The organism is Verrucomicrobiota bacterium (assembly GCA_038744685.1).
Classification (GTDB): Bacteria; Verrucomicrobiota; Verrucomicrobiia; order Opitutales; family Puniceicoccaceae; genus Puniceicoccus.
The window spans coordinates 72,579-99,549 of record JBCDMB010000011.1; the positions used below are offsets into that span (position 1 = coordinate 72,579).

The window sequence follows — 26,971 nt, forward strand, 5'->3', positions numbered from 1 at the left end:
AGTGGATGTTTCCAGACTGTGAGCTTTCCTCGGCGACTGAAGTCGCCGTTCCTTGCAATCGCTGATGGCAATCTACCCGACCTTAGAACAACGCACCCGTGACCACTCCGACCGCTGAAATCGGGCCGGCGTCGTTGATACTATCGAGGGTGCGGTTTGCCTTTTGGATCACCGTCTGAACCTCAAAGTAAATTTGGTCGTCGTTCAAAAGCCTCCCGATCGTTGAGTCCGGGTTGTTAAGAGTCGCCGTAAAGGAGCGGACATTCGCGATCGTGTCTTTTAGCTCCTCCGCGATCTGATCCCCGTAAAGAAGCTCACCCAATGAGCCCTGCCCACTTTTTACGTGATTCACGATGTCCTCGACACTGCCCAGCATTCCGTCGGCTTGGGCCGCTGCACCCTGAATCTCCCGCACAGTAGCCATAAGCTCATTGTATCCCTGATCGTCGAAGAGGAGCTTGCCAACCGTTCCCTTCCCTTCCCGGAGCTGGTCCGTGATCAATTCGATGTTTGTGAGAGAAGTGCTGATCTTGGTTCGATTTTCCGAGATGAGACTATTGATTTCCGAGAAAAGTCCGCCTCCGTCGCCCTTGAACATGCCTCCGATGTCGGTGAGCGCTGAATCGATCTTGTTCGCCACCTGGCCGACTTCGTCAAAAATCTTATTCAGATCAACCGAGTCTTTAGTAGTGATCTTGCCGCCTGCCGGTAGAGGATCGCTCAAATTCTTCCCTATCTCAATAGATACAAAATTGGTCCCTAGAAGACCCGCCATCGAAACCGAGGCGATGGAATCATCCGGGATTTTATACTGTCTCTCGATCGTCAGACCAGCCACTGCCTTTCCGTCCTGCAAAGTAGTTGAGATGACCGTTCCAATCTTAACGCCCGACATTCGCACATCGTCACCTACCCGTAGTTGAAGGAGATCGTTAAAAGGGGCCTCGATCGAATAACCACCCGAGTCGACCCCGGCGCGCTCGTTCAACGCCGAATAGACAAAGTAGATGATCACCAGACCAACAATGAAAAACAGTCCCACTCCGCTGTATTGCGCCTTATCGCTCATAGTTCTTTTCCTTTTAGGTTACACTCGGAACCGGGGACTCTCAATATCGATCTCCGGCTTAAAAAACTCCTGAATTTCCTCCGACTCAAGGTTCATTATTTCCTGGGCAGTTCCTTCCGCACGGATAGTGCCGTCCTTGAGAAGGATCATACGGTCTGAGATGTTTGCAGCAAGGTCGCGGTCATGCGATACGACAATACTGGTGACCTGCAGCTCCTCACGCAAAGTAGCGATAATCTCACTAATCGTCGCCGACATCGTCGGATCCAACTCCGAGGTCGGCTCGTCGTAGAGAAGGAGCTGTGGCTCCATCACCAACGATCGGGCGATCGCCACCCTCTTTCTCATCCCCCCGCTCAGCTCGGCAGGGATCTTCTCTGCTGCATCTTGAAGAGAGAGCATTTCCAACGCTTCTTCCACTTTCTTGCGAATTTCGCCCTCTTTGGCCAATCGGTGTTCGCGCGGGTAAAAGGCAAGGTTGTCATACACGGACATGCTATTGAACAAAGCCCCTGCCTGAAAGACCAGCGCGGTCTTTATGGCATGATGAGTTTCGGGGTCACTCGCATCAAGATCGCCGATCAAAACCCGTCCCGTTGTCGGCTTGAGCAAACCGATCACTGTGCGCAGCAGAACCGATTTACCCGATCCGCTCGGTCCCATAATCACAAAGATCTCACCCGAATTGACGGAAAAGCTGACATCCGAAAGCACCGTAGCTTTCCCAAAATCAACACCCACTTTTTCTGCAGTCACGCAAACCGATTCCTGTCCTGAACAAATTGCTGCCATAAGATTAGAGAAGTGCCTGAGTGATAAAGTAGTCCGTGAAGAGGATAAAAATCATGGATAGAACGACAGACCTAGTGACCGAAAAACCAATTTCCCGAGGTCCCCCGCTCGTTCGCAAACCCTGTGCGCAGGCGATCAGGATGACAAAGAAACCAAAAATCTGCCCCTTGATCAGGCCATCGTTCACGTCTTCCCGTGTCATAAAATCAAACATTCCCCGCCAATAGATGGTAGGGGAAAGGTTGATGAAGTCGACAAACTGAGAGGTCAGCATACCTCCAAACCAGCCAACAAAAATCGAGAACATGGTCAGCGGTGGCATGATCAAAAAGGCAGCGACCAATCGCGGCATGACCAGGATACGCTCCGGCGAAATGTTCATCGTCTGCAAGGCATCGATTTCCTGGTAAACCTTCATGGAAGCGAGTTCGGCCGTTGTCGCCGACCCCACTCTCCCCGCGAGAAGAAAGGCAGTCATCACCGGGGCCAGCTCCCGAGCCAGCGAAAGGCCGACAATTGACCCTATAAAAGACTCGGCTCCGACCTGCTGAAGAGCAAAACCCGTTTGAAGGGCGAGCACAGCCCCGATGAACAGGCTGAGGATCGCAACAATAGGGAAGGTTTTATATCCCATCTCGAAGCAGTAGAGTACCACCCGGTTGATCTGCCTCGGAATGGATGGAAGGAACCGGAGCGCAGACCCCAGCAAGACGACATGGTAGCCCATCTCATCGAAAAAACCCTTAGCCTTGCCTAACATCCTCACGTTCGGAGAGTGGTCAGAATTGGATAAAGGTCGAATCTTGATTGGCAATTGGCCATCGAATGATCGGAAATCTGCATGAAACTCATGATCATAGAGTAAACCAGAAGAGTTTCCAGTTCGTCTCATCGGCCACCCGTTTCCTACCAAGGAGACCGTGAAGAATCGAGAAGCCCGCTTCCTCGTCGCCTGTCCGAATGTCGAGAAGAGGACCGAGCGTAAATCGGTGGCCCACTTCCTTCTTTTCCATCGTGACCAAATTGAAAAGAAGACTATGACGCCAGGTATCATCCAGGTCGTCTCCTTCGTAACGATAGAGCGCGAAGAGCGGCGAATACACGTCGCGGACGATCTCATTGTGTTTCAACCACGGCATGAGAGGCGTGAAGAGCTGAAACTGGGATCGACCTTCTCCGTTGTTTCCGTGGCTAAAGAACGGCCATGCAAACGTCTTGGATGCCTCGAATTCCACTTCAGGATTCAAAGCTGTCTGCCGTTGGCTCCAATACAAGACGTAAAGGAAACTCCAGGTCCGGATGTTCAGCTCACGGGTATCCACTTCCGTCCGCTTGAACAACGGCCACATCCACCACTTTTTATCCACTCCTTTGCGAATCGAATGGGTATAAAAAGGGCCCCATCGATTGACGTAGGGTTCTCCCCGACCCTGCACCAGGAACGGCCAAAAGTAGCGATTCTCCCGGTAATAGGGATCTTCCCGGTCGGTGTATCCAAAAAACGGCCACAAGTAAGACTCTGAAACCAAACCGGGACCCTCATCGTAGGTATAGAACGGGAGGAACCCGTAGTTTCGGGTCGGCACCTCCTGGTCCAGATCCTTGACTCGACTATAGATGAGCGGCCAGAGCAGATACTTGAACTCGTAGTGACCGGGTCGCTCGAAGGTCCCGAAAAACGGCCAAAACGCGAATCCACTACTCCCGTTCCCTTCCCGGTAACGAATGAACGGCCACGGTGTGCCGTAGGTGATCTCACCATTGTTCTCCCATTCGGTATAGAAAGGAAACAAGACCCAACTAATCCGGTCAAAGAAGAGTCTCGCCTTCACTTCACCGTAGATCGGCATCAATCCCCAATAGGAAAACTGCGGCGCACGAGGATTATCATGATCAAAATAAAACGGGATGATTTCGAAAGTCTTGCTATCCAACTGCCCATCGGTCTCGTAGTGGGAACCACGGATCAGGTAGAAGAGATTCCAATAGTAGCCCGGATCTGAAGCCCGGTAGCTGAAAAGCGGGTAGAGCACATGGAGGCTGTGAGGATCGAGCGGTCGATGTTCGTCGTAGGTGATCCAGAGCGGCCGGACGGCAGTCCAATCCCTCTCGGGAGTCTCTACCTTCTCGATGAATGGTCCGAGAAACTGGTCTCGCCGCGATTCCGGGTTGTCCGCCTCCTCCAGATCGACCCAAAACGGCCAGTAGTTCTCGTCCAGCTTCCATATTCCGAGCGCCGGGCTGCAAACCATCAGCGTAAGAACAAAAATTCCGCACCATCGGCCGAGGAATCGAGTTGTGCGGCCGATCCGTATCCCCTTTTCAGTAAGGATCACGGCTGAGTATATACCATTCGGATTGGAAACGCGCGCATCACGTCTCAAAAAGCCTAATTCCCCACAACTTGGCAAACTCCGAATCAGTGTCTAAATGGAAGTTGGAACTGAAACCGGATTACGAACGCTTCCACAACTTTCAGACCTCCCTGAACTCGGTACTATCAAACCATGCCAACCTCGGAGCATTTTTCGCCGGATTCCATTGGCCGGATCGATACTCTCCAAGAAGACGATAGGGAGTTTGGTAAGAACTGTTGTCGTAGACAACGATCCGCGGAAGGAGAGGAATCGCCCGCTTCAAATTCGCCAATGTTCGTTGATAGCGGGCAAATAGCTTGTCGGTCGGAACATCGTGACCACCGGCTTTAACGCGTCCAGCGACTCGTCTGCAGGACAGGTCCGGAGATGATAAACCGATAAAAATAAGCACAACATCAAATCCCTGGGCAGAAGCTTTTTCAAGAAAACGAACTTTGTCTCCTACAGGATCCGAGAGAACAGTTTCGGTTATGAAAGATCGAGCATCGCGGACGAAGTTATCGCGGATTTCGGCCGCAATCCTCGCTGCCTCGTAGGAGTCTATGGAAAGATTTTGAGCAAGAATATCCGCATTGATGAACGGTAAATCCAAATTGGCCAAAAAAGCTGATCGAAACGTGCTTTTACCTGCGCCGTTTGGTCCGGCAAGCATGATAAGTAGCGGGCGGTGCTCGCTTCCTTCAATCGGAGCTTTCAATGCTTCCCGCAGTTTCTGAAATGATTCCGTGAACTTCAGCCGTTCCTTCGGCAGTGCCTACTCGGCGCAGACAAGCGTCGAGATCCTCGGTTCCAACGGCCTTTATCTGGCGTTGCGCCGGATACGAAAGTGACGCCTCCATGACTTGTCCGATCTGAGCCCAGTGTTCTATCTGCTGAGGTGGGGAGCGGTGGAAAAGCCGACCTGCTTCGGTCGCTCTCGCTGCCAAGTCGTCACTGATCCGGATCGATTTACTCATGACAGGAACCTGTGGCAAATTGCGACAAACTTCAAGTCTGAAGCCTCAGAGAGACTTTCTCAATGACTCTTCGTGACCTCGATCGCCTAGACTGATGAACCGCGAATGACGACGGAGCCTGATGAAGAAACACGCTCATCCGCCTGCGTCGCGTATGATACGACATCGCCGTTACATAGATTTAGGTTAGCGCCATTTGCGTTTAACTTCTTGTCCGAACGCCCCAGCGGTAGGGAGACCTTTCCGTCTGCGCTGGGCCGCGATCTCGCGGGCGAAGTCGGCCATGCTCTCGACCTGCCGCAGCTTCTTGTCAAAGCTCAATCCTTTAGAGGCGAGTTCTTGCCCTTATCGGTTCGCCCCTGCCGGAGGAGCTTCGTCCCGCTTGACCGTAGTTCAAGGACTATCTAGCTCAGATAAAAACGAGGTCTATTGAGCTTCAATGCGAACACGATAGAACTTGGCCGTCTCTGTAGCGTTCTTATCCAAAACTTGGTAGTCCAAGACTTCGGTTTGCGTGGTAAAACTGGAGAAGCTAGTCCAGGGGTCGCTAATGCCGATATCGATACTTTGCTCGATACCGTATCGCGTGCCAGGAATGATTTTCGATAACTCAATCGTGTTGGTATCGCCCGTTCGATCCACTATGGCGAAGGTGAAAAAATCGTTGGGATCGGTTGGGTCGTAACCGGTCAGGAACTCGGTTTCATTATCATACGGATCATTATCCACGTTGGCGCCCGGAGCAGCGTCCGCGTTCGGCGGCAGCCCAAAGAAGTTAACTTGCCAATCGTCAGCCAATCCATCGCCCGCGTATTCATTGAAATTATCAGTATCTACATTGAGCACCGTGAGCTCGAGTTGTTCAGTAAGGCCAAAGTAGATCGCTTGAGCCATTGCCAACGTATCTGTGAAAACTCGATCCGCCGAGGCGAGGCCGGTTGCATTGACTCCGGTCAGTGGCCCGGAAAAGACCGACCATTGCACATCGTTGGTAGCGACATTCAAGGTGGTTGCATCGTCCAGGAGGGCTTCCGCGGCCAGTTGTCGAGTCTCTCCTTCGTCGATGGTGGCAGGCGACGCGCTTAAGGCCAAATCAGTGATGTCATAGAGCTGACCAATGTAATTTGGTTTGTGCTGAACGCCGCCCGTGGTGACACTTGAAACGGTTCCCACAGTATTGCCGCCAAAACTTATCTGCGCGTTGACTGAAGCACCGTCAGAGACGAAACCACCGTTGCCAACCGCGCTCTCGTTTAAAAGGTCTACAGATTGCGCACCGAGGGACGGGCTCAAGCTGCTCAACAGCGTCACAAAGCCGATGATTCGTGGGGCGATCACTAGAACGAGGCGTTTTCTTCCAAGAGTTGTTCCACCACGCTTTCGAGCTTTTCGAGGCGCTGGTTGAGTGCTTGGTTCTCCGCCTTCAAGCGTTGATTCTCGGCCTCCACCTTCGCATTGAGCCCTTGTATCGCGGCCAACGCGACGCCATCAGCGTCTAGGGTGTTGATACCCTTATCGTCCGACCCGACGCCAAACGCCGCGTAGAAATCCTGGGCAACCGGCCCCACATGCCGCGCCTGCAAGGGATCTTCTTTGTATTGCCAATGGGTGATTTCCAGCGCCGCGACCTTGGCTAACATTTCCTGAGAGTCAATCGGCGTAAACACTTCCTTCGCGTCACGGTCGCTCGTGGGAGTAAACGATTTCGCGCGAACCTCGTCGGAGAATACGAAAGCGTCCAGTGATGAGTCATGTTGGATAATTCCATAGTCACTTAGTGAGATATCTTCGCCGAGAATAATTCGATGCTCTACTTGCAGAGAATCTCCTATGTAGACGTCGTTCCTAGAGTCGACGAAAATATGAGGTTTGGGGGTTCCCCCCACAGAAAGAAAAGATGAAAAATCATAATTTCCGCCACCGACGTTTAAAGCGTCCCACAAGTAGACGTTGTCCGTAATTACAAATCTTTCAGCTGATTCCTGCCACAAGATTCTTTCCGGTGAGGCATCGCTACCGAAATACATCGTGCCGTCTCCTGAGGACGAGCTAAGGAACAGATCACCACTGACTTCGAGATCTTGGGAGATTTCAAAGCGGGCGTCGGTTGCGTCCCACGCGACGCTCTGGGCTGTATCCACGCCGCCAAAGAAGATTGACGTCGTTCCCGATGAACTGCCCAGGTGAACATCACTGGCGATAAAAAGCTCATTGCTGATACTAAAGCGTGAAAGCTCGGGACTCCAACTGATTGATTCAGCTTGCGGGACATCGTTGGTTGAAAAGTAAATAAACTGAGGGTTTAAGCCGATATCCCCCATAAAGATCGCCGATTGGACTTGCAAATAGCGATCCACGTAGAGGTCTCGCCCGGAGGTGATAAATGAGTTCTGGTCCGGAGCCGATACGTAAGCAAAGTAATTGAATCTCTCTTTCCCCCCATAACCGCCAGCGTTCAAGACGCCATTGATGATGAGTGGACTGGTAAATTGAAAGCTCGATTCGCTATCGTCCCATACGAGGCGTTGAACTCGATTAAAATCGAAATAGATCGAATCGTCATTGGCGCCATCCGACGCGCCTATTTGCAGATCTCCTTGAAGCGTCAGTAATCCGCTCGTGATGTCGTCGCCCGTTATCGTATTGGGCGCAATCTTAGCCGAGGTGACAGAATCATTAATCAGCTCATCAGTGCCAACCGCGTTATGGATGATCTCACTGGAACCCACTGCGTTGGAGACGATTTTTGCGGCAGTAATGGAGTTTTCGGCGATCTTGGAATGAATGATGGCTCCGTCCGCAATACTTGAAGTACTGACCGAATCCGCAGCAAGTTTGGTCGAAGTTACGCTACCACTAGCCAACATTTCGCTGGTAATTGCGCCATCACTGACCCCGGCGGCTTCAAAAGCGTAAGCTCCAGTAGTGAAGTGACGGTCGGGCGTCAGTTGCTCAAATGGACCCGTCATTGAAGTGCTGAACCAGATGCGCAGGTAGGCGTCATCAATGCCGGCAAATGTATCCGCTGAAATTGCTCGTCTCATGTTCGTTAGGGAAATATCCCCCAGCCCAAATGAGTAGTGTCCTTGGCTGATGGTAACTGGAACGGCGTCTGTCGGCTCGCCGCCGCTGAGACTGCTATCATCGTTACTCCATAGGGTAACGGTTGGAATCGGCGGATCGGCGATGACGACCGTCGGCGGTGACCTGTAGTTTCTCCCGCCGCCGGTAACGGTGATTGCGGTAACGGATTGCCCGTTCGCACTTGCTCTCGCGGTAGCGCCGCTCCCACCACCGCCTTCTAAGGTTACCGTTGGCACCGAAGTATAACCAGAGCCGCCATCACTAACGATGATGTCAACGACCTCGCCATTCTCGATTTGGGCAATGGCTTGCGCCGGAGTAATCGATTCCGGAGCCTCGCGGACAATAGCTACTTTGAAATAGCCCGTCCCGTCGTAGTTAACGCCGTCGATCGCGATTCGGCCTTGGTGCGCCATGGTCCCCGGAGGAGCAGCAAAGGTTGGATGACTTGCCCCGATCAGACACAACAATTGCAACGTGAGCAGTCGATAGATGATCGGTTTCAATCTAAAATTTTTCATTGCAAACAGTTTGGTTTGAGGGATCGGCTGATGGGAAATCGATCAACCGGTTGGAAAAAATAGGTGATTGACGATACCCGATCCGGTGGAACCAGGTCTGAGAGCCCGACAAAGATTGCTTAACGGAGAAGAAAGCATGCTTGATGAAATGGCAGTTGAGTTGTGTGAGTTCGAAATTAATGTCTAACGAATCGACTCACTTTCAGGATAGCCTATCCGCTATTCTTTGGCCACCCCCACAAGTGTGGGGTTAACGATCAGAAACCTTTCATTTGCTAGAGAAGACCCACCGCTTATGTTTTCGTCAAACGATCCAAAACGGACATTTAGTCGATGAAAAAACGGGTGATCTCGGAAGATGATGCACGCGCCATGGTCAGGCTTCTCGGAGAGGTAGCGGCCGTGGAGGGTAGCCACTCTGATAAGAAGCGCCACCTTATGGATGGTCTGTGTGAGCTCATCCAAGCGGACGCCTGGGCATGGTCGCTCGGCACTCGGTTGGCGCCTCATCAGATGCAGAGCTTTTTCCGGTTCCTTCATGGCGGCTTTGACGAAGAGCGCTTTTCTCGTCTGCTCACCCTCATTGAGCACCCTCAGATTCGTGGCATCGCAGAGGCGTTCTACCGGGAAGTCGGTTCACAAGAATCGATCACCATGTTACGTGATGAGATCGACCTGAAGGGTCTTTGTGATAGCCAGTCTCTTCAACGCTTCTGGGAAGAGGCTAACGTCCGCTCAATGATGTTGAGCGGGCACCCGATCGATGATACCTCGGTCAGCTGTATCGCCGTTTACCGGCAGTTTAGCGATCGCTCTTTTAGTGAGAGAGAGAAGCAAATCGCGCATATTGTCCTGACTGAAGTGCCGTGGCTTCATCTCAGCGGCTGGCCGGAAGATCGCGGCGCAACCGTGCCACACCTCTTCCCCCGCCAGCGTATGGTTCTTAACCTTTTGCTCGACGGCCTCAGCCGCAAGGCCATTGCCAATCGCATAGGAATCAGCGAAAGCACGGTGGCTGGCTACACGAAGGAAATATATCGCCACTTTAGCGTGAACTCCCAAGTCGGGCTCGTGCGAAAATTTTATACCTAGAGTTCGACGGAAGGCCGTTAAACTGAAAACTGATCTAGTGTGGTGTCAGCGAGTTAATCTACAGATTGACATCCCCAACCGTGGAGGGTCGGCGTCTCGACTCGGCTGAGCTCGTGACAGGTCGGCGTCCAAAACGCTTGGCAATTCAGATAACCAAACGGTCCGCGAGACGCGGGCCCTCCAGGGACTCTTTGGTTGGAACAGCAAATTGGCTGCCCAAAGGTCTTTTTGGAAACAAAACCGTTTCATGGGGTCGAAAATCGAATCTGCTACACCTATCCGAATTGACAAATTCCTCATAATGAGACTGGGTCTTACTCCTATGAAACTCCCTTTTGTGTTCCTTCTTTTTGTTGCCGCTGTTCTAAACGCTGCCGAAGTCAATCTCTACACCGCACGACATTATCCGGGAGACCAGGAGTTGTATGACCGATTCGAGGAAAAGACTGGGATCAAGGTCAATGTTGTCGACGGGTCGGGGGACGCGTTGTTGGAACGGATCAAGGCGGAGGGCGATCAGTCTCCCGCAGACGTTTTCATCACGGTAGATGCGGGTCGGCTCTGGGCAGCTGAGGAAGACGGTGTGTTTGTACCGGTGGAGTCCGAGGTGATCCTCGCGGAAGTGCCTGCAGAGTTTCGCCATCCGGACAACCTTTGGTTCGGTCTCACCAAACGCGCGCGGGTCCTGTTTTACGCCAAAGACCGTGTAGACCCCGAAGACCTTTCCACCTACCAGGCGTTAATTACCCCAGAATGGAATGATCGGATTCTGATCCGCAGTTCCTCGAACGTGTACAACCAGTCTCTCCTGGGAATGCTGATCGCCGAGGAAGGGGAAGAAGCTGCAGAGGAATGGGCCGCGGGCATGGTCGAGAACTTCGCCCGGACGCCACAGTCCAACGATACGGGCCAGATTCGTGCGGTTGCTGCCGGTCAGGGAGATGTTGCCGTTGCAAACCACTACTACTTTGTTCGCCTCCTTCTTTCAGACGATCCCGCCGACCAGGAGGTCACCGAGAAGGTTGGCATCTTTTTTCCCAATCAGGGAGAGGGTGGGACACACGTAAATATCAGTGGAGGAGGGCTCGTTAAAGGAGGACCCAACCCCGACGAAGCCGTCCAGTTCCTGGAATTCCTTGCGTCGCCTGAAGCTCAGGAGATCCTCGCTTCCGGCAATGCAGAGTTTCCCGTAAATCCGAACGCCAAATCCCCGGAAATTCTGGAAGCCTATGTCTTCGAAGAGAACAATCAGCCTTCCTCGGTAATCGGCGGGAACAATCCAGAGGCTATCCGTATTTTTGACCGAGTCGGATGGCGTTGATCGGGGGCCTGGTCCCAAGATGGAGTCTTCTGCGGCAGAATCCACGTCAGCACCTCCTCCACCACCGTTCGCCGTAGAAGATAGGCGAAAGTCGATTCTTGGAGAGTCGCTTTCCAAACGGCTTCTCCTCTTCATCGGGATCCTAGTCGCTGGGTTCATCGCAGCGCCGGTCTTGGTGATAGCTGCAAGCCCTCTGCAAGGATCGGATGGAACCTGGGCACACCTGCGGGAAACCGTTCTTTCACGCTACATCATCAATAGCCTCGGTCTCGCTGTTGGATCCGCATTGGGAGCAGGTTTGATCGGTGCCGTCTGTGCTTGGCTGGTCACGCTCTATCAGTTTCCGGGTCGCCGTTGGTTCGAATGGCTTCTCCTCCTGCCCCTCGCGATGCCCACCTACCTCATCGCTTACACCTACACGGATTTTCTCGATTTCAGCGGACCCGTTCAGGATCTCTTTCGATCGTGGACCGGTCTCGGACCAAGGGAATACTGGTTTCCGGATATTCGATCACTTGGCGGTGCAATCATACTCTTTTCCTTCGTTCTCTACCCCTACGTTTACCTGCTTTGTAGAGCCTCCTTTCTCGAACAGTCAACCTCCCTACTGGATGCAGCGAGGACGATGGGGAAGTCCCGACGACAAACCTTTTTTCGGGTTGCTCTTCCCTTATCGAGACCAGCTTTGGCGGCAGGATGTGCCTTGGTGATCATGGAAGCACTCGCAGACTACGGAGCCGTTGAGTATCTCGCCGTCGATACGTTTACCACCGGAATTTATCGGACCTGGTTCAACCTAGGATCCCGAGTCGCCGCTTCTCAACTCGCTGCCGGACTACTTGCGGTCATTCTTTTGGTGGTCCTTCTTGAGAGACTAAGCCGAGGTAGAAGGAAGTTTTTCCAAGCGACAAAAAGCCGTCAGGTGATGCCACGTTGGACTCTCGGAAAAAGTGGAAAAGTCTTCGCGGTTCTTGCCTGCTTTCTCCCGGTTGGAATCGGTTTCCTGATTCCGGTTGCGATCCTGATCGAAGCTGCGATCGGAGCAGGATTTTTCTCTTCACTGAACGAGTCTCTTCAGTGGGCCTGGCACAGTACCATCCTAGCCGCGATCACCTCGCCAATCGCGCTGCTCTTTGCCTTGCTCCTCAGTTACAACACCCGTGTGTGTCCGGGCGTCATCTCCGGTGCCTCTGCGCGGGTTGCCTCTCTGGGTTATGCCATTCCGGGATCGGTGGTTGCGGTCGGCGTTCTCCTTGTCCTTGGCTGGACCGACCAGAGCAGTCGGGCCTTCCTGCCCGATTCGTTTCTTCTGAGCGGAAGTATTGCTGCCCTTATTTTTGCGTATCTAACAAGATTCCTAACCCTCTCTGTCCATACCGTTGATTCCGGACTCACGAGGATACCCAAGTCATTCGATGACGCGGGGAAAACTCTCCGCGCCGGCCCGATCACCCTGTTGGCCCGCATTCACTTCCCTTTAATTCGCGCGAGCACTCTTGCAGCCGTTCTTCTCGTTTTCGTTGAAGTCTTGAAAGAACTACCAGCGACTCTAATCATTCGCCCGTTCAACTTCGATACCCTTGCCGTACGGATTTATCACTTAGCCTCAGACGAACGGTTTGCCGAAACCGCAGCTCCCGCCCTTCTCATCGTTCTTTTTGGGCTCGCACCTGTCATAATCCTCAGCCGCATGATGACCCGCACCCGGCACGCTCCAATGACTGCAGCGGAGTGACGGCAGTCAACTCAACTGGCTGGCAGAAATCGCTCTCGCCATTTTTCCAGCAAGGAGTTTCCATCCGGGGTTTCACTTTGGCATGAAGACGGACGTTACCCGGAAAACCGCCCTTCGCTTCGAGAAGGTCTGCCACCGCTACGGAAAACCACGCAGTGTAAACGAGGTTTCCTTTGAGGTGAAAACCGGTGAGATCATTTGCCTACTCGGTCCATCCGGTTGTGGAAAGACGACCCTTCTTCGCTTGGCCAGCGGATTGGAGGCTCCGGAGTCGGGCGAGATCTATCTCAACGACCTACTCGTTGCCGATAGTGCCCATGTCTCTCCACCGGAAGACCGGTCCATTTCGCTGGTCTTTCAGGACTACGCGCTTTTTCCCCACCTGACTGTCGGAAAGAACGTCGCTTTTGGTCTCTCATCCGCTACACCCTCCGAGAGACAGAAGCGTGTCGAAGAAGTGCTCGGCCTTGTGGGACTGGGCGCTCTCAAAGACCGCTATCCGCATACCCTCAGCGGCGGTCAACAACAGCGAGTAGCGCTTGCCAGAGCCCTTGCGATCAAGCCTTCGGTGATGCTGATGGATGAGCCATTCTCAAACCTCGACACCACCCTTCGCTTCGCTATTCGCGAAGAAACCAGACAGGTATTGAAAAACGAAAACACGGCCACTCTTCTGGTCACCCATGATGGTGAAGAAGCGTCTCACCTCGCAGACCGGATTCTCCTGCTCGACCACGGGGAGATTGTTCAGACCGGCACGCCCGAAGATTTCTTCTTCTCACCCTCGACTGCCTTTTCCGCCCGTTTTTTTGGGGAAACGACTTCAGTAGAAGGTCATTCGAAAAAGGGAACCCTAGTCAGTCCGTTGGGCGAATGGACTGTTTCCCAAGACTTATCCGATGGTCCTGTCGAAATCGTTGTTCGCCATCAGGCGTTCCAATTTCAAGAGCCTGGAGAAGATGCGGCCCTGTTCCATTCTTTTGCGACGACCATCATCGAATCACGGATAGTCGGCGGCAAACGAGTGGTCGAGTTCGCTTCGGACAAAGATCCTTCGGCCTTGCAGACTTACCATGCTTTCCAACCGCCAACGGAAAACTTCGAAAAAGGGATGCAGGGAACCTGCTGGATCGATAAACGGCTGGTCTTCGTCTTTGAGAGGAGTTCGCGCTAGGGACGATCTCACCTCGCGAGGGAATTATCGATCGCATTCTGTTGCCTGGCGACATCGTGCAAAGTGACGATCCCGAGCAGTTTGGTTGGGTTTTTTCGCGACACAACCGGGACCTGCATCACATCCTCGACCACCAAGGTATTCGCTACATCACGGATCGAGTGGTCCGGAAAAACCGAAACGATCCGTTTTTCCTTCAAAAGATCAGAAATAGTGCGTTCTTCCCCATGGTCGAGAGCCTCTCCGATCTCATGATGGGTAATCACCCCGACTAGCTCTTCCGCCTCCCCTAGAACCGGGTAGGCGTGATGCTGATGTTCTCCAGCCTCCTGATAGGCCGACTGCAACGCATCCGCATTCCGCAGAAAAACCGGGTCGTGCGTCATGATCGTCGAAACTGGTAGGTTACGCCAATCCTGCTCCCCTTGGTACGATGGCATGCGTTTCAAGCTCACCTGGTCCTGGATCAGGAGCGCGTCGTATATAGGCACTGCCCTCAGACGGGTAGATATCAGATAAGCGATCAAATTCCCCACCATCAGCGGAAGAATGAGCGAGTAATTCTGCGTCATCTCAAAAACGATCAGAATAGACGTCAGCGGACACCGAATCACCGCCGCAAAAAAAGCTCCCATCCCCAGAAATGCACACCCTGCCGCTACATAGAATTCCAAGTTGAACACCTCAACCGCACCGGTACCAAAAGCACCTCCGAGCATAACTCCGAGAAAGAGTGTCGGCGCAAAAAGGCCACCACTTCCTCCCATCGCATAACAAAGCGCCGTGGCCACCAGCTTACCAAAAAAGAGGAGAAGGAGAATTTCCCACGTAAGGATTCCCTGAAGTGATCCCTCAAGATCCTCATAGCCGATACTGAAAACCCCTAGACGGCCAGTTAGGATCAGGATCGTTGAACCAATAATCCCAACGATCAAACCTCCACAAACTGGACGAAGGATCCTCGGGAATCGCTTCGCATCCCTCATCCTTCCCCGGACCCTTAGCAGTATCTCTAAAAAGGCGTGCCCAAGAAACGCGGCAGCAATACCAAGGGGGATACACATCAACATCCACCAAGAAAGCTGAAAATCATCTAAGCCACCTACGTTAAATATAGGATGCTCTCCCAGTAGGGTGCGAGACACGACAGCCGACACCACAACCGCCACGAGGATTGCTCCCAGAGCCTTGCTACTAAAGTCCCCCAACAACTCCTCAAAAACGAAGGTGATTGCCGATATCGGGGTATTGAATGCGGCGGCTATCCCTGCGCCCATACCGACCGGAACCATCGCCTGAATCCGCCTGCGTGCTAAACCGAAGTAACGCCCAAGGGCCGATGCTACCGCACTACAGATATGAACCGTAGGACCTTCGCGCCCGAGACTGTTGCCTGAGCCGATCGAAATCGTACCTGCGATAAACCGCCAGACTCCATCGCGCAAACGGATCGTGCCAAAGTCATTGTGGTAGGCCTGTTTCACCTGCGGAATACCACTGCCTACCGCCTGCGGGGCGATGTAGGTTACGATGATTCCGGCAAACAGTCCTCCAATGGCCGGCGAAAATAGGAGAACCAAGAAAGCAGTTCCCTCCCCAAAGTTTTCGCGCAGGGCGAGGACGCCGTGAAACACCCACTCTATGGCAAAGTGAAAGCCGACGGCAACCAACCCACAAATCAACCCAGCAATCCCGCAGAGGATCAGGTATCTCTGGGCATCGTTAAAACGGAGACGTAACCAATTGGGAAAAGCCCTCATCTGGCGTTGTCGCAGAGAAAACCGTCCCGACCGTTCCGGTTGCAAGGCCTAGTCTGACTCCAAAACTCTCTTTCCTTTCCCACGTTCCCCTCGGGCATACGCTCCTTCGGACGTTTAGACAAGGGAACAAAGCGCCCTTTGTCTGAAGAGATGGATTTCGATCGGTTTCATTTCTTGGAGGGCTGCTGTCCTCAGGGGGGCGCTATCCCTCCATCTTAATCGTGCTCGTAATCATAATCGAAACCGTTGATCTGCAGGAGCCTACATCAAATCGATTACGATTACGTGTAGGATTACGATTACGAGTTCGAGTGCCTTTCGCCTTAGCCTAGGAGTATCGAGGATAACCCCAGATCTCGTAGAAGCTCTCCTTGGCCAACGGAATCAGCGATCGAGACGCTCAGCGCTTGAGGACAAGCGCCTTCCATCTCTCTTTTTACCGAATCCTGACACCTATTGAGACCCCACCCCCAGCCCGTCACCCCAGAGCAATTTTCCATTGCGGAAGGCGGGAGAAATGCTAGTCTGCTCCCAAGTGATAGAAGTCAGGGAGAAACCAAAACTCGTTGAACGCGCCTTCCTTGTAGGCATCACCTCCCCCTCTCAGACTGACGAGCATACCAATTTACTCCTCGAAGAATTGGACGGGCTGGTCACCACTCTCGGGATAGAAATTGGAGGGAAGGCGATCATCCATCTGACCCGCCCTCACCCAAAACTCCTCATTGGAAGCGGCAAGGCGGAAGAAGTCATTGCCGAGGCTCGCCTTCTCGGCTGTGACGTAATTATCTTTGATCAAGAGCTCTCGCCATCGCAGCAGCGCAACTGGGAAAAAACCGCTGACAAGTTTCTCGTCATTGATCGTCAGGAAATCATCCTCGACATCTTTGGTGAGCGGGCATCTACCAAAGAAGCCCGTCTTCAGATTGAGCTGGCTCGCATGGAATACAGTCTGCCTCGCCTTCGAAGAGCGTGGACTCACCTCGGCCGGCAAAGGGGCGGAGTCATGCAACGGGGCGAAGGGGAAACTCAACTTGAGGTCGACCAAAGATTGGTTCGCAAGCGGATTCAAAAGCTACGCGTCCAGTTGGGTGACGTCCGGCGCCACCGGGAAACTCAGCGAAAACGCCGTCGATCCGTTCCGGTGCCAACCGGGGCTATTGTGGGCTACACGAACGCTGGAAAATCCTCTCTTCTGAACGCCCTCACCGATTCTCACGTCTTGGCTGAAGACAAGCTCTTTGCGACCCTCGATCCGACAAGTCGTAAAATGTCTCTGCCGAATGGGCAGAACCTCGTCCTTACCGATACGGTTGGATTTGTCCGCAACCTGCCGCACCGTCTCGTTGAAGCATTCAAGGCTACTCTGGAAGAGGCCGTGGTGTCGGATTTTCTGCTTCACGTGCTCGACATCCGGAGCGAGGAACTTGACGAGCACCGAGAAACAACCGAAGCCGTCCTGAAGGAGCTTGAGGCGATCGACAAGCCAACAGTGCTTGTCTTCAACAAGGTTGACGGCACCGATGATCCCTCAGTCATTTCGTATTGGAGAAGTCGATACCCCGACGCATTTTTTGTGAGTGCCCGGACAGGAGAGGGACTGCAGGCATTGAAGGAAAAGATGGTCGATCTCGTGCAATCGGGAATCCGCTCGATGAAACTTCTTATCCCGCATAGCCGGTATGACCTCATTCACTTCTTGCACGAGATTGGCGCAGTCAACAAAGAGTCCTACCGCGATGAAGGCGTGCTGATTCGTGGCAATATTCCTGAGAAACAGGTCGCCCGGGTTACGGACTATGCTCTCGTCGGTGCTTAACGCACCATGTGGCCAGCCAACCATCTTGCCGACGAGGAGAAACGCCGAAGTTCGTTTCACAAAAGACCTTTTTTCCGCCTACTCGTTCTGGCACTGGCATCGTCCTTTCTTTGTTCTTGCGACCAAGGATCCTTAGATTCAAGCGAGACCAAACAAATTCTCCGCCGGGGCAATGGTTCCGAACTCCAGAGTCTAGACCCTCATGTCATCACTGGTGTTCCGGAAAGTCGCGTCGTTCGCGCTCTCTTCGAAGGTCTGGTAGCCCTCGATCCCGTCACCCTCGAACCCATTCCGGCCGCGGCAAGAGAATGGGTAGTTTCGGCAGACGGCACTCAATATGAATTCTTTCTCGCACCCGACCGAAAGTGGTCCAACGGGGATCCGGTTGTCGCGGATGATTTCAAAGACAGCATTCAGCGAATTCTCACTGTCGAACTCGGAGCGGGATACGCATCCCAGCTTTTTGTTCTATTGAACGCGAAGGAATATTTTGAGGGAGAAATCTCGGATTTTGATCTTGTTGGAGTTGAAGCTCCCGATGAACACACTTTGAAAATTACCCTCAAAGCACCGACGCCCTTTTTTCTTTCGCTTCTTGTGAATCCGGCATGGTTTCCCGTCCATCGGAAAAGTATTGAAACGTTCGGAGAATGGACCTCGCGAAATGCCGAGTGGGCGAAGCCCGGGAACCTCGTCTCCAATGGGCCTTACCGCTTGGCCAAATGGAAACTCAACGACTACCTTTCGGTGGACCGGAATCCATTTTACCCGGTTGAAGAGAATTTCCCTCTCGATGAGATCGTTTTCTTTCCCATCCCCAATATCTTCACCGAAGAGCGCGCCTTCCTCGACGACCTGATCGACATCACCTCAATCGTTTCTCCCCAGAGAATTCAATACTACCTCGAAAGCGATAGTCCCGAAGTGCTCTCAGTTGAACCGGATCTCGGCGTCTACTACCTACTCCTCAACACGCTTGAGCCGCCACTCAACGATCCCCGCGTGAGAGAAGCACTTAGCCTTACCATCGACCGGACCGCGATCAGTCGGGATATCCGCCGCCGAGGCGAGAGACCGGCACGCCATTTTACACCAGTCGGAATTGGTGCCTACGAGTCACCGTCAGTCATTGAAGAAGATGTGATTCATGCGAAGGCACTTTTGGCAGAAGCGGGTTACGGACCAGACAATCCGTTACCGCCGATCGAGTTCCTCTTCAACACCTCGGAGACCCATCGACCCATCGCTGAGGCGATTCAGTCCTTCTGGAAAGAACGCCTCGGCATCACGATCACCTTGGTCAACAAGGAATGGAAAACCTACCTTGCCGACCGGACCAACCGTGATTTCAAAATCGCTCGTGCTGGATGGTTGGGAGACTATCTCGATCCAGATACCTTTTTAGGCTTATGGACCACTGAATCGACCAACAACTTCAGTGGGTGGAGCAATCCGGAGTTCGATCGACTAATGGCGGAGGCAGGAAAGTTACCTTCCGGGAAAAAGCGATATCAACTCTTGGCAGATGCCGAGGAGATCCTACTTGAGGAACTGCCGCTGATCCCGATCTTCTTTTACAACCGTGCCTACCTGATTTCTCCCAGAGTCAAAAACTGGCCTTCCAACATCCTCGGCTACACCAACTATTCGGGAATCTCGATGGAAGGTCCTCAAAAATGAAATCCCCGATCCACATTCTCTACGCAACGGGAAACGGGAACTCCCGGCGGCTGGCAAAGAAACTGGAACAGGAACTCAACGGAGAAGGATTTGACGCGCAAAAGACCAATCTCTCCGACTTGACAGCCGATCAGCTAGACGAGATGCAATTCACCGTCTGGCTCATCAGCACTTGGGGCGAAGGAGATCCGCCTCCGGATTCTGATCCGTTTTTCCAACAGCTCGCCAGTCGGGAAAAACCGCTGGATCACCTCGTGTATTCCATGGTCGGGCTGGGGGATTCCTGCTTTACCCATTACTGCGGCGCCAGCGTAACCCTTGAGGAGCACCTACTCCGACTCGGTGCCCGCCAAGCAATGCCCAGTGAGAAACTGGATGCTTTCTTCATGCCAGGCTTCCGGGAGTGGAAGGGAAGATTTCTTGCGATGCTCCATAGTAAGCAGACCACTCTTAGTATAAAAGATCAGCATCAAACACTAGGCTGAACCTTCCGAGCACTCTGCATCGGGCGCAATCAAAGGTGAGTGGTATTGTGGGAGCGACGGGCTCCGTTCCATGCGCATCGTTTTGGCCGTACGACCGCTCCGACGCTTAGACCACAGGGCATGTCCGCGACTCGACTTAGCCGGCGGTTCGATACACTCACCGCCCTGAGCAAGTCGAAGGACCGACGCTCGAAGAACGAATGAGGAAGGTGGTCTCTCACTGAGAGTCGGTGCACTTACCCGGTGGATTTTATTGTACCTTAGGACACGACCCAGAAGAGAAAGCCGTGTACATCGGTTTCAATTTCGAGTAGATTGGCGTTCGCGTTAGTTCTTTATGCGAGAAACGGAGAGTCCTGCTCTTATACCGAAATCACTGAATTTTCCGTAGATACGTGTTTGCCCATCTAGAGGCGAGGTCTAAGGGTGCGGGGTTTCAACCAACACCTCACAATCGGATCAAGAGCGATTGAAGATTTATGACAACCGAGTGCTAGTAATCACCGGGCCTGACCGCGGGCCGTAGACACCGCAACACGGACCGACGACCCTCATTTTCGCTAGAGAAACGAACCCATGAAGATCACTCCCAAACTTTACATCTCCGCTCTGGCCCTGCTCGCCGCGGCGGCCATTCCCGCCCACGGCCAGGTCTTCCGTATCGTGACGACGGACAACGCTTACCTGCCCTTCTTCGAGACCAGAGACGACAGCAACCCCTTCATACGAGGCGCAAGGTTCATTTACGGCGAAGACGCGAGTTTCGGCTTTGGAGGGGCAGATCTGGACCCTCCAGGGACGCCCCGCGAGTCGATAGAGTTGGTATTTACCGCCGACCTCAATGTGCAAACCGGCGAGCGGTCAAACTTGGTTATGTCGATCATGCAAGACGGAGATTCGCTGCCATTATTTCAGGTCAGCCCAAACGCCTCCACCGGGGAGACCGAAGTCACTTTTTCGTCTAATACGGGTGGTAGAGTCGTTGATGCATTTAGTTTCGTTACTCTGGGAGGAGTAAGAGTACTCGGAGTCGACGGTGGTTTTTCAGTTTTCATCACCGCCACTGGCTACCTCGGTTTCGAACAACCGATCGATCCGGTCAACGGTGGCCGGGCAAATCTCTTGCCATTTGACACCAGCTTCAATAGCGATTTCGCGACAAATCCCATAGCTAATATTATGGGAACTGCATTGCTGTCGTCGACCGAGACCTCCTCCGGATTCTATATCAACTATACAGGTCGACCTGCCAGCATGAGCTTCACCCAGGGTGACCTCGACCGAATCGCCTTCGGCGGATTTACCACCGAAGACCTGGGGGCACAGCCGGTTAACTTTTCCAATATCGACCCCGGGAGGGTCGGTAACGAGGCCTTCGTTTTCGCCGCAGTGATCGACCCCGGGACGCTCACCGCAGACCCCGACGGGGTGTTTGATCCCGGGACGTCGTCGGCGTCTTTGTTTGATGAAGTGATCCACGTGTCCGACGCCCCCGGGGCCCAGACCTCGATCGGCGCTTCTTTCAGCGACCAACAGAGCAACTTCGGCACGTTCATCCGCAATTCGATCGGCGACGCCACCAGCGACGCGTCAACCACCGTCCAGCTCAACGTCGCCGACGGCGGCACCGTGGCGGCCGACTTCGTCGCGCTGTCCGGCAGCGAGGTGAACATCACGGGAGGCACCGTCGGCAACAACTTCAACGCTTACGCCGGCACCGAGATCAACATCTCCGGCGGCACCGTCGGCAACGACTTCGACGCGTTTAACGGCAGCCTGATCAACATCAGTGGCGGCACCGTCGGCGACAATTTTGATGCCCACCCGCTCAGCGAAGTCAACATCTCTGGAGGCACCGTCGGCAGTAACCTCACCGTCATGGCCGGCAGCCGGGTCAACATCAGCGGCGGCTTCGTTGGCGCAGGTCTCAACGCCCTGGAACGCAGCGAGGTCAACATCTCCGGCGGCACCGTGGGGTCCAATTTCTCCGCCCTTGGCGGCAGCGTCGTGAATATCTTTGGCGGTGAGATCGGCGACGGGTTTTCGGCCCTCGACGACAGTCAGATCAATCTGTTCGGGATTGTCTTCCTGCTCGACGGCGTCCTGCTCGACACAATGGTGCCCAACGAGGCCTTCACCATCACCGACCGCGACGCGACTCTCTCGGGCTTTCTGGCCGACGGGTCTGAGTTCAGCTTCGATCTGAACTCAGACTTCATCTTCGGAGAGGACTTCTTCGGTCCCGCCGCCACGCTGACCGCCACGCTTATCCCCGAGCCGTCGATCTACGCTGCGATCCTAGGATGCCTGGGGTTTGGGATGGCACTGATGCGTCGCCGTAGGCGAGACTAGTCCCCCCAAGGCATTTGAAATCGCAGATTTGAAATTTGAAATCGAAGCGAGGTTCGGAGAGGTTTCTATTTGATCCAACCTGAGCGGAGGGCGATCCCAACCGCACCCTGAACATTTGCGACGCGGAGTTTAACGAAGATTTGGCGCATCGAGTAATCAACTTGGTGGTATGAAATACCAAGGGAACCGGAGATTTCCTTTTTGAGCATGCCACTAGCCAAAAGGCGCAGAATCTGAAGCTCGACCGGAGTAAGACTGTGCGGAACCGGAGACTCTCTTGTTGAGAGAGATTCTTTTTGACAGGATCCGAGGATATGGCGAGCCACCTGAGGAGAAAGGGGCGAGTCCCCGCGGGCGGTTTCCCGCACGTGCGAGAGCATTTTTTCTATCCCGATATCCTTGAGTAGATAGCCGTCTGCTCCGGCCTCGATCGCCCGCTTTACGGCATGGTTTTCGCCGCTGACGGTGTAGACGAGGATGCGAACGGAGGGAAATTCCTCTTTGAGGACGGGTATAGCTTCAAGGCCATGAACCGTGGGAAGTGCGAGATCCAAAATAAGCACGTGAGGAGACGGATAGGTTTCCCGGTTAAGAGCCGAAAGTAGCTCTTCAACCGTAGAAAAAAGGCCTGGACAAGTCATGTCGGCCGCTTGGGAGAAAATGCTCTGAAGTGTCTGGCGCAGCTCGGTGTTGTCTTCCAGTATCCAGATACAAAGTTTCTCTTCGCCAATCGGAAAGCTGTAGGGAGTGGAGGTCATCACGAAAAACTAGGTGGGAAGAGTCAGGATGGCCTCGCAACCAGCGGGCGATCCCTTTGCGTCGCAGATCGTTTCGATGGTGAACGTGCCTCGGTTCTTCTTCGCGCGTTTGCGAAGCGAGTCGAGACCGTGTCCGTTCAGGCCATTCGATTCGCTCATTTCGACCGGGAAGCCTTTGCCGTTGTCCTCTACGGAGAGCTGAATCTGTAGCCTGCTCGCTTTTAGGCGAACCACCACTTGAGTGGCAGAGGTGTGGGTCGTGATGTTTGTGAGGAGTTCTTTAAAGGTGAGGAGGATCGCCCTCACATTCTTGCCCGAGATTCTCACTGATGTGTCGAGAGAGGTTTGTTCACTTTGCTGATAGTCGATGTGCAGTGGAGTTAAGCGGCGGTGGGCGATTTCCTCAAGGACTTGTGCGACTTTCGCAAACTCATAACTAGAGTGCTGGGTTCGAAAGATGAGTTCACGAATGGTCGTCGACGAGAGCTGGGCACCACTGCGCAGGCGATCCAGTTGTTCGTGGCCGAGTTGATCCTGCGGGTTGGCCTTGAGTTGAGAGGAGGCCAGCTCACTCAGAAGTGCAATGTTAGCCAGCTCGCTTGCGAGTTCATCATGCAAATCCTGGGCAAGTTCTTCGTGGAGAGATTCTTTTCTGCGCTTGTAGGATGCTCGAAAAGTCAACCCCGAGAGTAAAAGCAACAGAGCTCCCAGACTCGCGGAGAGGACGACCTGGTGACTCTGGGATTGGCTCTGTGCCTTCAGCAAAACCTGGCGCTGGTCGGCCAACCATTCGATTTGCGCTTGAAGCTCTGCACCTTCTTGTAAGTCGCGATACCATTCAATCGGTGAAATCATGGCGTGCCGGCTTCCAAAACCATCGACGAGTGCCTGGTCGATCCAGTAGGCCACGATCCCGTCCTCGAATTTTTGATCAATGTCCGCCCGTACCAAAGCGTGGATCTCTTCATCAGTGGGAGAGTCCACGCCTTGTCTTTGGAGGGTTTCTTCGGCATCCGTCCAAGCTTTCTGATAAAGATGTTGGGAGAGTGTATTGGCGGCGCGAACGGGTTGGTCCTTTGCGAGATTACGTCCATTGCTGATGACCTCTATTTCGGCGATACAAAAGAAGGTCGCACCCCACCGGTTCTCGCGGAGGGTTTCCGCAACAAAGCGGATGTAGCGCGCTGATTGCGAATCGCCACTTATGGAGATCGTTTGGCGGGTCGGGCGGACAAACCCTTTCCCGAAAGGACCAGGCAATATTACCGGATTCTCAAAATCGGCTGTGTCGGAAAGCTCTACACGGTAGTCATGGGGCAAGCCATAGCCTTCTTCTTCGTTAAAAGCTCTGGGCAAAACGGGATAGATGCGAATCTCATCAATCGGTTCCACTCGGCCGAGATCGATCTGCACCCAGTAGTCCCCTGGCCGTTTTTTTTCGACTGGAGTGTGAAGAGAATGATAGCCTTCCGTCAGGCTAGCTATGCTCTCATCCACCCACGGACCCAACGGAGTCCACCCATCCGTAAGGTGTTTTGCAGGAAAGGGATCATGTTTCAGTTGTCGGAGTGATGAACTCACAGGTGCGAGCAAAGCCAAGTTTTGCTCCCCGAAAAAGACTTGGATCTCCGATAAGCTACAGCGGATATTGATGAGTTCATTGTAGCCTAGATCGGGGACCTGAATCGATGGATCAAGAGGTAGAATCGTCAGGCGCAGATACCTGCATGAGGCTTGTTGAGGATTATCGAAAACCGGAATACTGCGAGGGTCCGGGCGATACAATTCCTCAGATGAATCAAAAAGGATCGTCTCATTCTCAAAATGGGCGTCCATGGATAGTGAAAGCCGAAATCGCTGTGGAAAGTCTTCCGGCTGGCCGAGAGAATTGTATCTGGGCACAAGGGCAATCAACTCGGGGGTACATTCCCGGTTCAGTTCCAATTGGATCCAGTATTCTCCTTCGATAAGATTCTCGGCCCGTGGCTCCATGAGATAAGGCCTTGCTCCGGCAGGTAGAGCAAGCGAACCCAGATTTGGCGCTTTCAACAAGGCAGTCTGGGCGGTTTGTTGCTGCTCTTCGTTCTCCCGCAATGCCTTTTCATGATCTCGTTGCCAAGACACTAGAAATACGACCAGCAGCGCCAGGATGTTCAAAAGGAGCAACCCTTTCAGGAACAAATCATGACGAAAAAAACGGGCTTTCACTTTCATCCACACCTCTTCGATGGCGAAGATAGTATTCTTATAACGAGTAAATAGGAACTTTTGACGATTTGAAGAAGAATTTGTCCAACAAAAGTCCAGATATCGATGGTCGAAATCGAAATCCAAATCGCTATCGAAATCGAAGGCTTCATCTGCCCACTTGTCATTTCATTTAGGGCACGAAACCCGATTTCGACCTCGATCTTCAGTTCATCCTAGAAAAATCAATTCAACCACTGATGAACACCGATGGACACTGATAATCGGAAGGTTGAGAATTTTTGCCCTACCCCCAATGGGTGAAGCGCGGATTTTTCATAACTGCTTCATCATCAATTTTTATCAGTGTCAATCAGTGGTTCAACTGCGGAATATAGGTTCATACGGACAACCTCTATACACAGTGCCTGCTGAGCATCGAAGTGCCCTAAAAAGACCATTGAGCAGCCAATTCGCTGTTTCAACTAAAGAGTCGCTGGAGGGTCCGCGTCTCGCGGACCGTTCGGCTGTCTGAATTGCCAGGCATTGCGGACACCGACCTATCCCTAGCTCAGGCAGGTTGAGACGGCGTCCCTGTATGGTTGGGGATGTTAAGCGGAAGGCTTATTCCCTGCCTCGCCATAGATGCAGCGCCTGGATCCTTGCGACATCTTGGACCCCCATCGCCTAATTCGGATGAGAGTCGCTTACGACTTCCTTCGGCGGCGCATAACTGCCAGTCCAAAAGCAATCACACCAATTACGGAAAAGTAGATGGCTTCCGGTTCAGGAACCGCTACAACGCTGATCGGGTCATACCCTGTGCCAAAACCTGGTGTCAGAGGAATGTCGATACCTATCGTGCTCTCAAAAATTTCCTTCTCGACGGACGAGAAACCGGCATAGGACCGTTCCGCACCTAATGTAGTAATCGTAACGGGATTTCTGTTCGGAATGGTAAAGACTCCTTCAGCGTAAAAGCTTACAATTACCCGAGCTACGCCTCCACTGTTAGTCACATTTATGGCCGCATCTCTACCGTCAGGAAAATTCGATCCCGGGGTCGTTCCGACAGGAGAAGTCGTAAAGGTAAGGTCGTCATTATATATGAGAATAGTAGAGTCCTGAGTGGGAGGACTTGGAAGACCATCAATCCGAAACTGGACGACCGCACCATTCCCACCGCCACTGAAGGAGAAAGGTATCATATTCCCCTCGTCGGAGCCAAAAAAAGCGAAGGTCTCTTCGTTTGGATTGATCCGCAGCTCAATAACAGCAAATGAAGTCGAGGCAAACAAGAGCCCGAGGCCTGTTGTTATTGCGGTGATTTTCATGAAAAAAAATTCTTTAAGAGTCTGTAATGGTCAGTCGCCGAAACATGCTGCTATACTCTAGAACACAAAAAAATGTTTGCCCTCGCTTTGCCAAGTCCGCATTTACGGAAAAATTCCGCTCCATCATCTCTGGGAAGCGGTAGCGAGCGACCACACAAGACAAGATACCTACCAACAACCTCCAAAAATTCGGGTACAATTCATTCCATTGGGTAATCCCTACTCAAACAGAGCCGTCTGGTAGCCATCCTTGTTTCACTCATGTTAGAAATTGAAGGCTTTGAGCTATCCTTACCAATCGGCCTCTAGCTCTGGTCTCACTGGAGGCCGTGTCTAGGCCATGTGGACAAATTCACTCCCGTGGCTGGATTCGAGCTGATTTGGCGCAAAATCCGTTTTCTCACCTCAACGAATCTCGATTCGCCTTGGATCGAAAGCCGAATTTTGCCCTGGAACATCTCTTTTTCAGCTCGA

20 protein-coding genes are annotated in these 26,971 nt (G+C 52.9%); 8 read left to right on the forward strand and 12 right to left on the reverse strand.

Features of this window, described 5'->3' with window-relative positions:
• Window positions 1-82: 82 nt before the first annotated feature.
• From AAGJ81_08520 to AAGJ81_08555, 8 genes are all read right to left on the reverse strand, one after another.
• The gene (locus AAGJ81_08520) at window positions 83-1,069 is read right to left on the reverse strand and encodes an MlaD family protein (protein ID MEM0966174.1); all 987 of its coding nucleotides are present in this window, start codon (window positions 1,067-1,069) and stop codon (window positions 83-85) included.
• Between the two features lie 18 nt (window positions 1,070-1,087).
• Window positions 1,088-1,861, reverse strand: coding sequence for an ATP-binding cassette domain-containing protein (locus AAGJ81_08525; GenBank protein MEM0966175.1), 774 nt, complete (start codon window positions 1,859-1,861; stop codon window positions 1,088-1,090).
• A gap of 4 nt (window positions 1,862-1,865) precedes the next feature.
• Entirely contained in the window at window positions 1,866-2,621 is a 756-nt protein-coding gene (locus tag AAGJ81_08530) for an ABC transporter permease (protein MEM0966176.1), read from the reverse strand.
• Window positions 2,622-2,715: 94 nt separating this feature from the next.
• Window positions 2,716-4,245, reverse strand: a complete 1,530-nt coding sequence (locus AAGJ81_08535) for a hypothetical protein (protein MEM0966177.1) — start codon at window positions 4,243-4,245, stop codon at window positions 2,716-2,718.
• 91 nt (window positions 4,246-4,336) lie between these two features.
• Window positions 4,337-4,936: a zeta toxin family protein gene (locus AAGJ81_08540; GenBank protein MEM0966178.1), complete on the reverse strand. Its 600-nt coding sequence runs from the start codon at window positions 4,934-4,936 to the stop codon at window positions 4,337-4,339.
• Window positions 4,920-5,195 (reverse strand): hypothetical protein, encoded by a 276-nt coding sequence (locus AAGJ81_08545; GenBank protein MEM0966179.1) that lies wholly within the window; start codon window positions 5,193-5,195, stop codon window positions 4,920-4,922. The genes AAGJ81_08540 and AAGJ81_08545 overlap by 17 nt, the downstream gene beginning before the upstream one ends.
• A 426-nt stretch (window positions 5,196-5,621) precedes the next feature.
• Window positions 5,622-6,533, reverse strand: coding sequence for a hypothetical protein (locus tag AAGJ81_08550; protein ID MEM0966180.1), 912 nt, complete (start codon window positions 6,531-6,533; stop codon window positions 5,622-5,624).
• On the reverse strand, window positions 6,533-8,800 hold the full coding sequence (locus tag AAGJ81_08555) for a tail fiber domain-containing protein (GenBank protein MEM0966181.1): 2,268 nt from the start codon (window positions 8,798-8,800) through the stop codon (window positions 6,533-6,535). Before AAGJ81_08555 ends, AAGJ81_08550 begins: the two co-directional genes overlap by 1 nt.
• A gap of 333 nt (window positions 8,801-9,133) precedes the next feature.
• Between AAGJ81_08555 and AAGJ81_08560 the strand changes: the two genes are divergently transcribed.
• The 4 genes from AAGJ81_08560 (at window position 9,134) to AAGJ81_08575 (ending at window position 14,122) form a co-directional block, all read left to right on the forward strand.
• Window positions 9,134-9,892 carry a helix-turn-helix transcriptional regulator gene (locus tag AAGJ81_08560; protein MEM0966182.1) on the forward strand — a complete coding sequence of 253 codons (759 nt, stop codon included), beginning with the start codon at window positions 9,134-9,136 and terminating at the stop codon, window positions 9,890-9,892.
• Between the two features lie 322 nt (window positions 9,893-10,214).
• Entirely contained in the window at window positions 10,215-11,213 is a 999-nt protein-coding gene (locus tag AAGJ81_08565; protein MEM0966183.1) for a Fe(3+) ABC transporter substrate-binding protein, read from the forward strand.
• Window positions 11,214-11,232: 19 nt separating this feature from the next.
• Window positions 11,233-12,948, forward strand: a complete 1,716-nt coding sequence (locus tag AAGJ81_08570) for an iron ABC transporter permease (protein MEM0966184.1) — start codon at window positions 11,233-11,235, stop codon at window positions 12,946-12,948.
• Window positions 12,949-13,030: 82 nt separating this feature from the next.
• Window positions 13,031-14,122 carry an ABC transporter ATP-binding protein gene (locus AAGJ81_08575; protein ID MEM0966185.1) on the forward strand — a complete coding sequence of 364 codons (1,092 nt, stop codon included), beginning with the start codon at window positions 13,031-13,033 and terminating at the stop codon, window positions 14,120-14,122.
• An 8-nt stretch (window positions 14,123-14,130) separates the two neighbouring features.
• Here AAGJ81_08575 and AAGJ81_08580 read toward each other — a convergent pair whose 3' ends face one another.
• The gene (locus AAGJ81_08580) at window positions 14,131-15,882 is read right to left on the reverse strand and encodes a chloride channel protein (protein ID MEM0966186.1); all 1,752 of its coding nucleotides are present in this window, start codon (window positions 15,880-15,882) and stop codon (window positions 14,131-14,133) included.
• A gap of 517 nt (window positions 15,883-16,399) precedes the next feature.
• On the opposite strand from AAGJ81_08580, the gene hflX reads away from it, so the two are divergent.
• The 4 genes from hflX (at window position 16,400) to AAGJ81_08600 (ending at window position 22,218) form a co-directional block, all read left to right on the forward strand.
• Window positions 16,400-17,701, forward strand: coding sequence for a GTPase HflX (gene hflX / locus AAGJ81_08585; GenBank protein MEM0966187.1), 1,302 nt, complete (start codon window positions 16,400-16,402; stop codon window positions 17,699-17,701).
• 6 nt (window positions 17,702-17,707) lie between these two features.
• Complete coding sequence (locus tag AAGJ81_08590) at window positions 17,708-19,381, forward strand: peptide ABC transporter substrate-binding protein (GenBank protein ID MEM0966188.1); 1,674 nt, start codon at window positions 17,708-17,710, stop codon at window positions 19,379-19,381.
• A complete protein-coding gene (locus AAGJ81_08595; GenBank protein ID MEM0966189.1) occupies window positions 19,378-19,866 on the forward strand; it encodes a flavodoxin family protein in 489 nt (162 codons plus the stop codon). The genes AAGJ81_08590 and AAGJ81_08595 overlap by 4 nt, the downstream gene beginning before the upstream one ends.
• Window positions 19,867-20,442: 576 nt before the next feature.
• Window positions 20,443-22,218, forward strand: coding sequence for a PEP-CTERM sorting domain-containing protein (locus tag AAGJ81_08600; GenBank protein ID MEM0966190.1), 1,776 nt, complete (start codon window positions 20,443-20,445; stop codon window positions 22,216-22,218).
• Window positions 22,219-22,283: 65 nt separating this feature from the next.
• Here the strand turns inward: AAGJ81_08600 and AAGJ81_08605 are convergent, their stop codons facing one another.
• From AAGJ81_08605 to AAGJ81_08615, 3 genes are all read right to left on the reverse strand, one after another.
• The gene (locus AAGJ81_08605; GenBank protein ID MEM0966191.1) at window positions 22,284-22,976 is read right to left on the reverse strand and encodes a response regulator transcription factor; all 693 of its coding nucleotides are present in this window, start codon (window positions 22,974-22,976) and stop codon (window positions 22,284-22,286) included.
• Between the two features lie 9 nt (window positions 22,977-22,985).
• Entirely contained in the window at window positions 22,986-25,190 is a 2,205-nt protein-coding gene (locus AAGJ81_08610; protein MEM0966192.1) for an ATP-binding protein, read from the reverse strand.
• 680 nt (window positions 25,191-25,870) lie between these two features.
• Window positions 25,871-26,497, reverse strand: coding sequence for a hypothetical protein (locus tag AAGJ81_08615; protein MEM0966193.1), 627 nt, complete (start codon window positions 26,495-26,497; stop codon window positions 25,871-25,873).
• Window positions 26,498-26,971 lie beyond the last annotated feature (474 nt).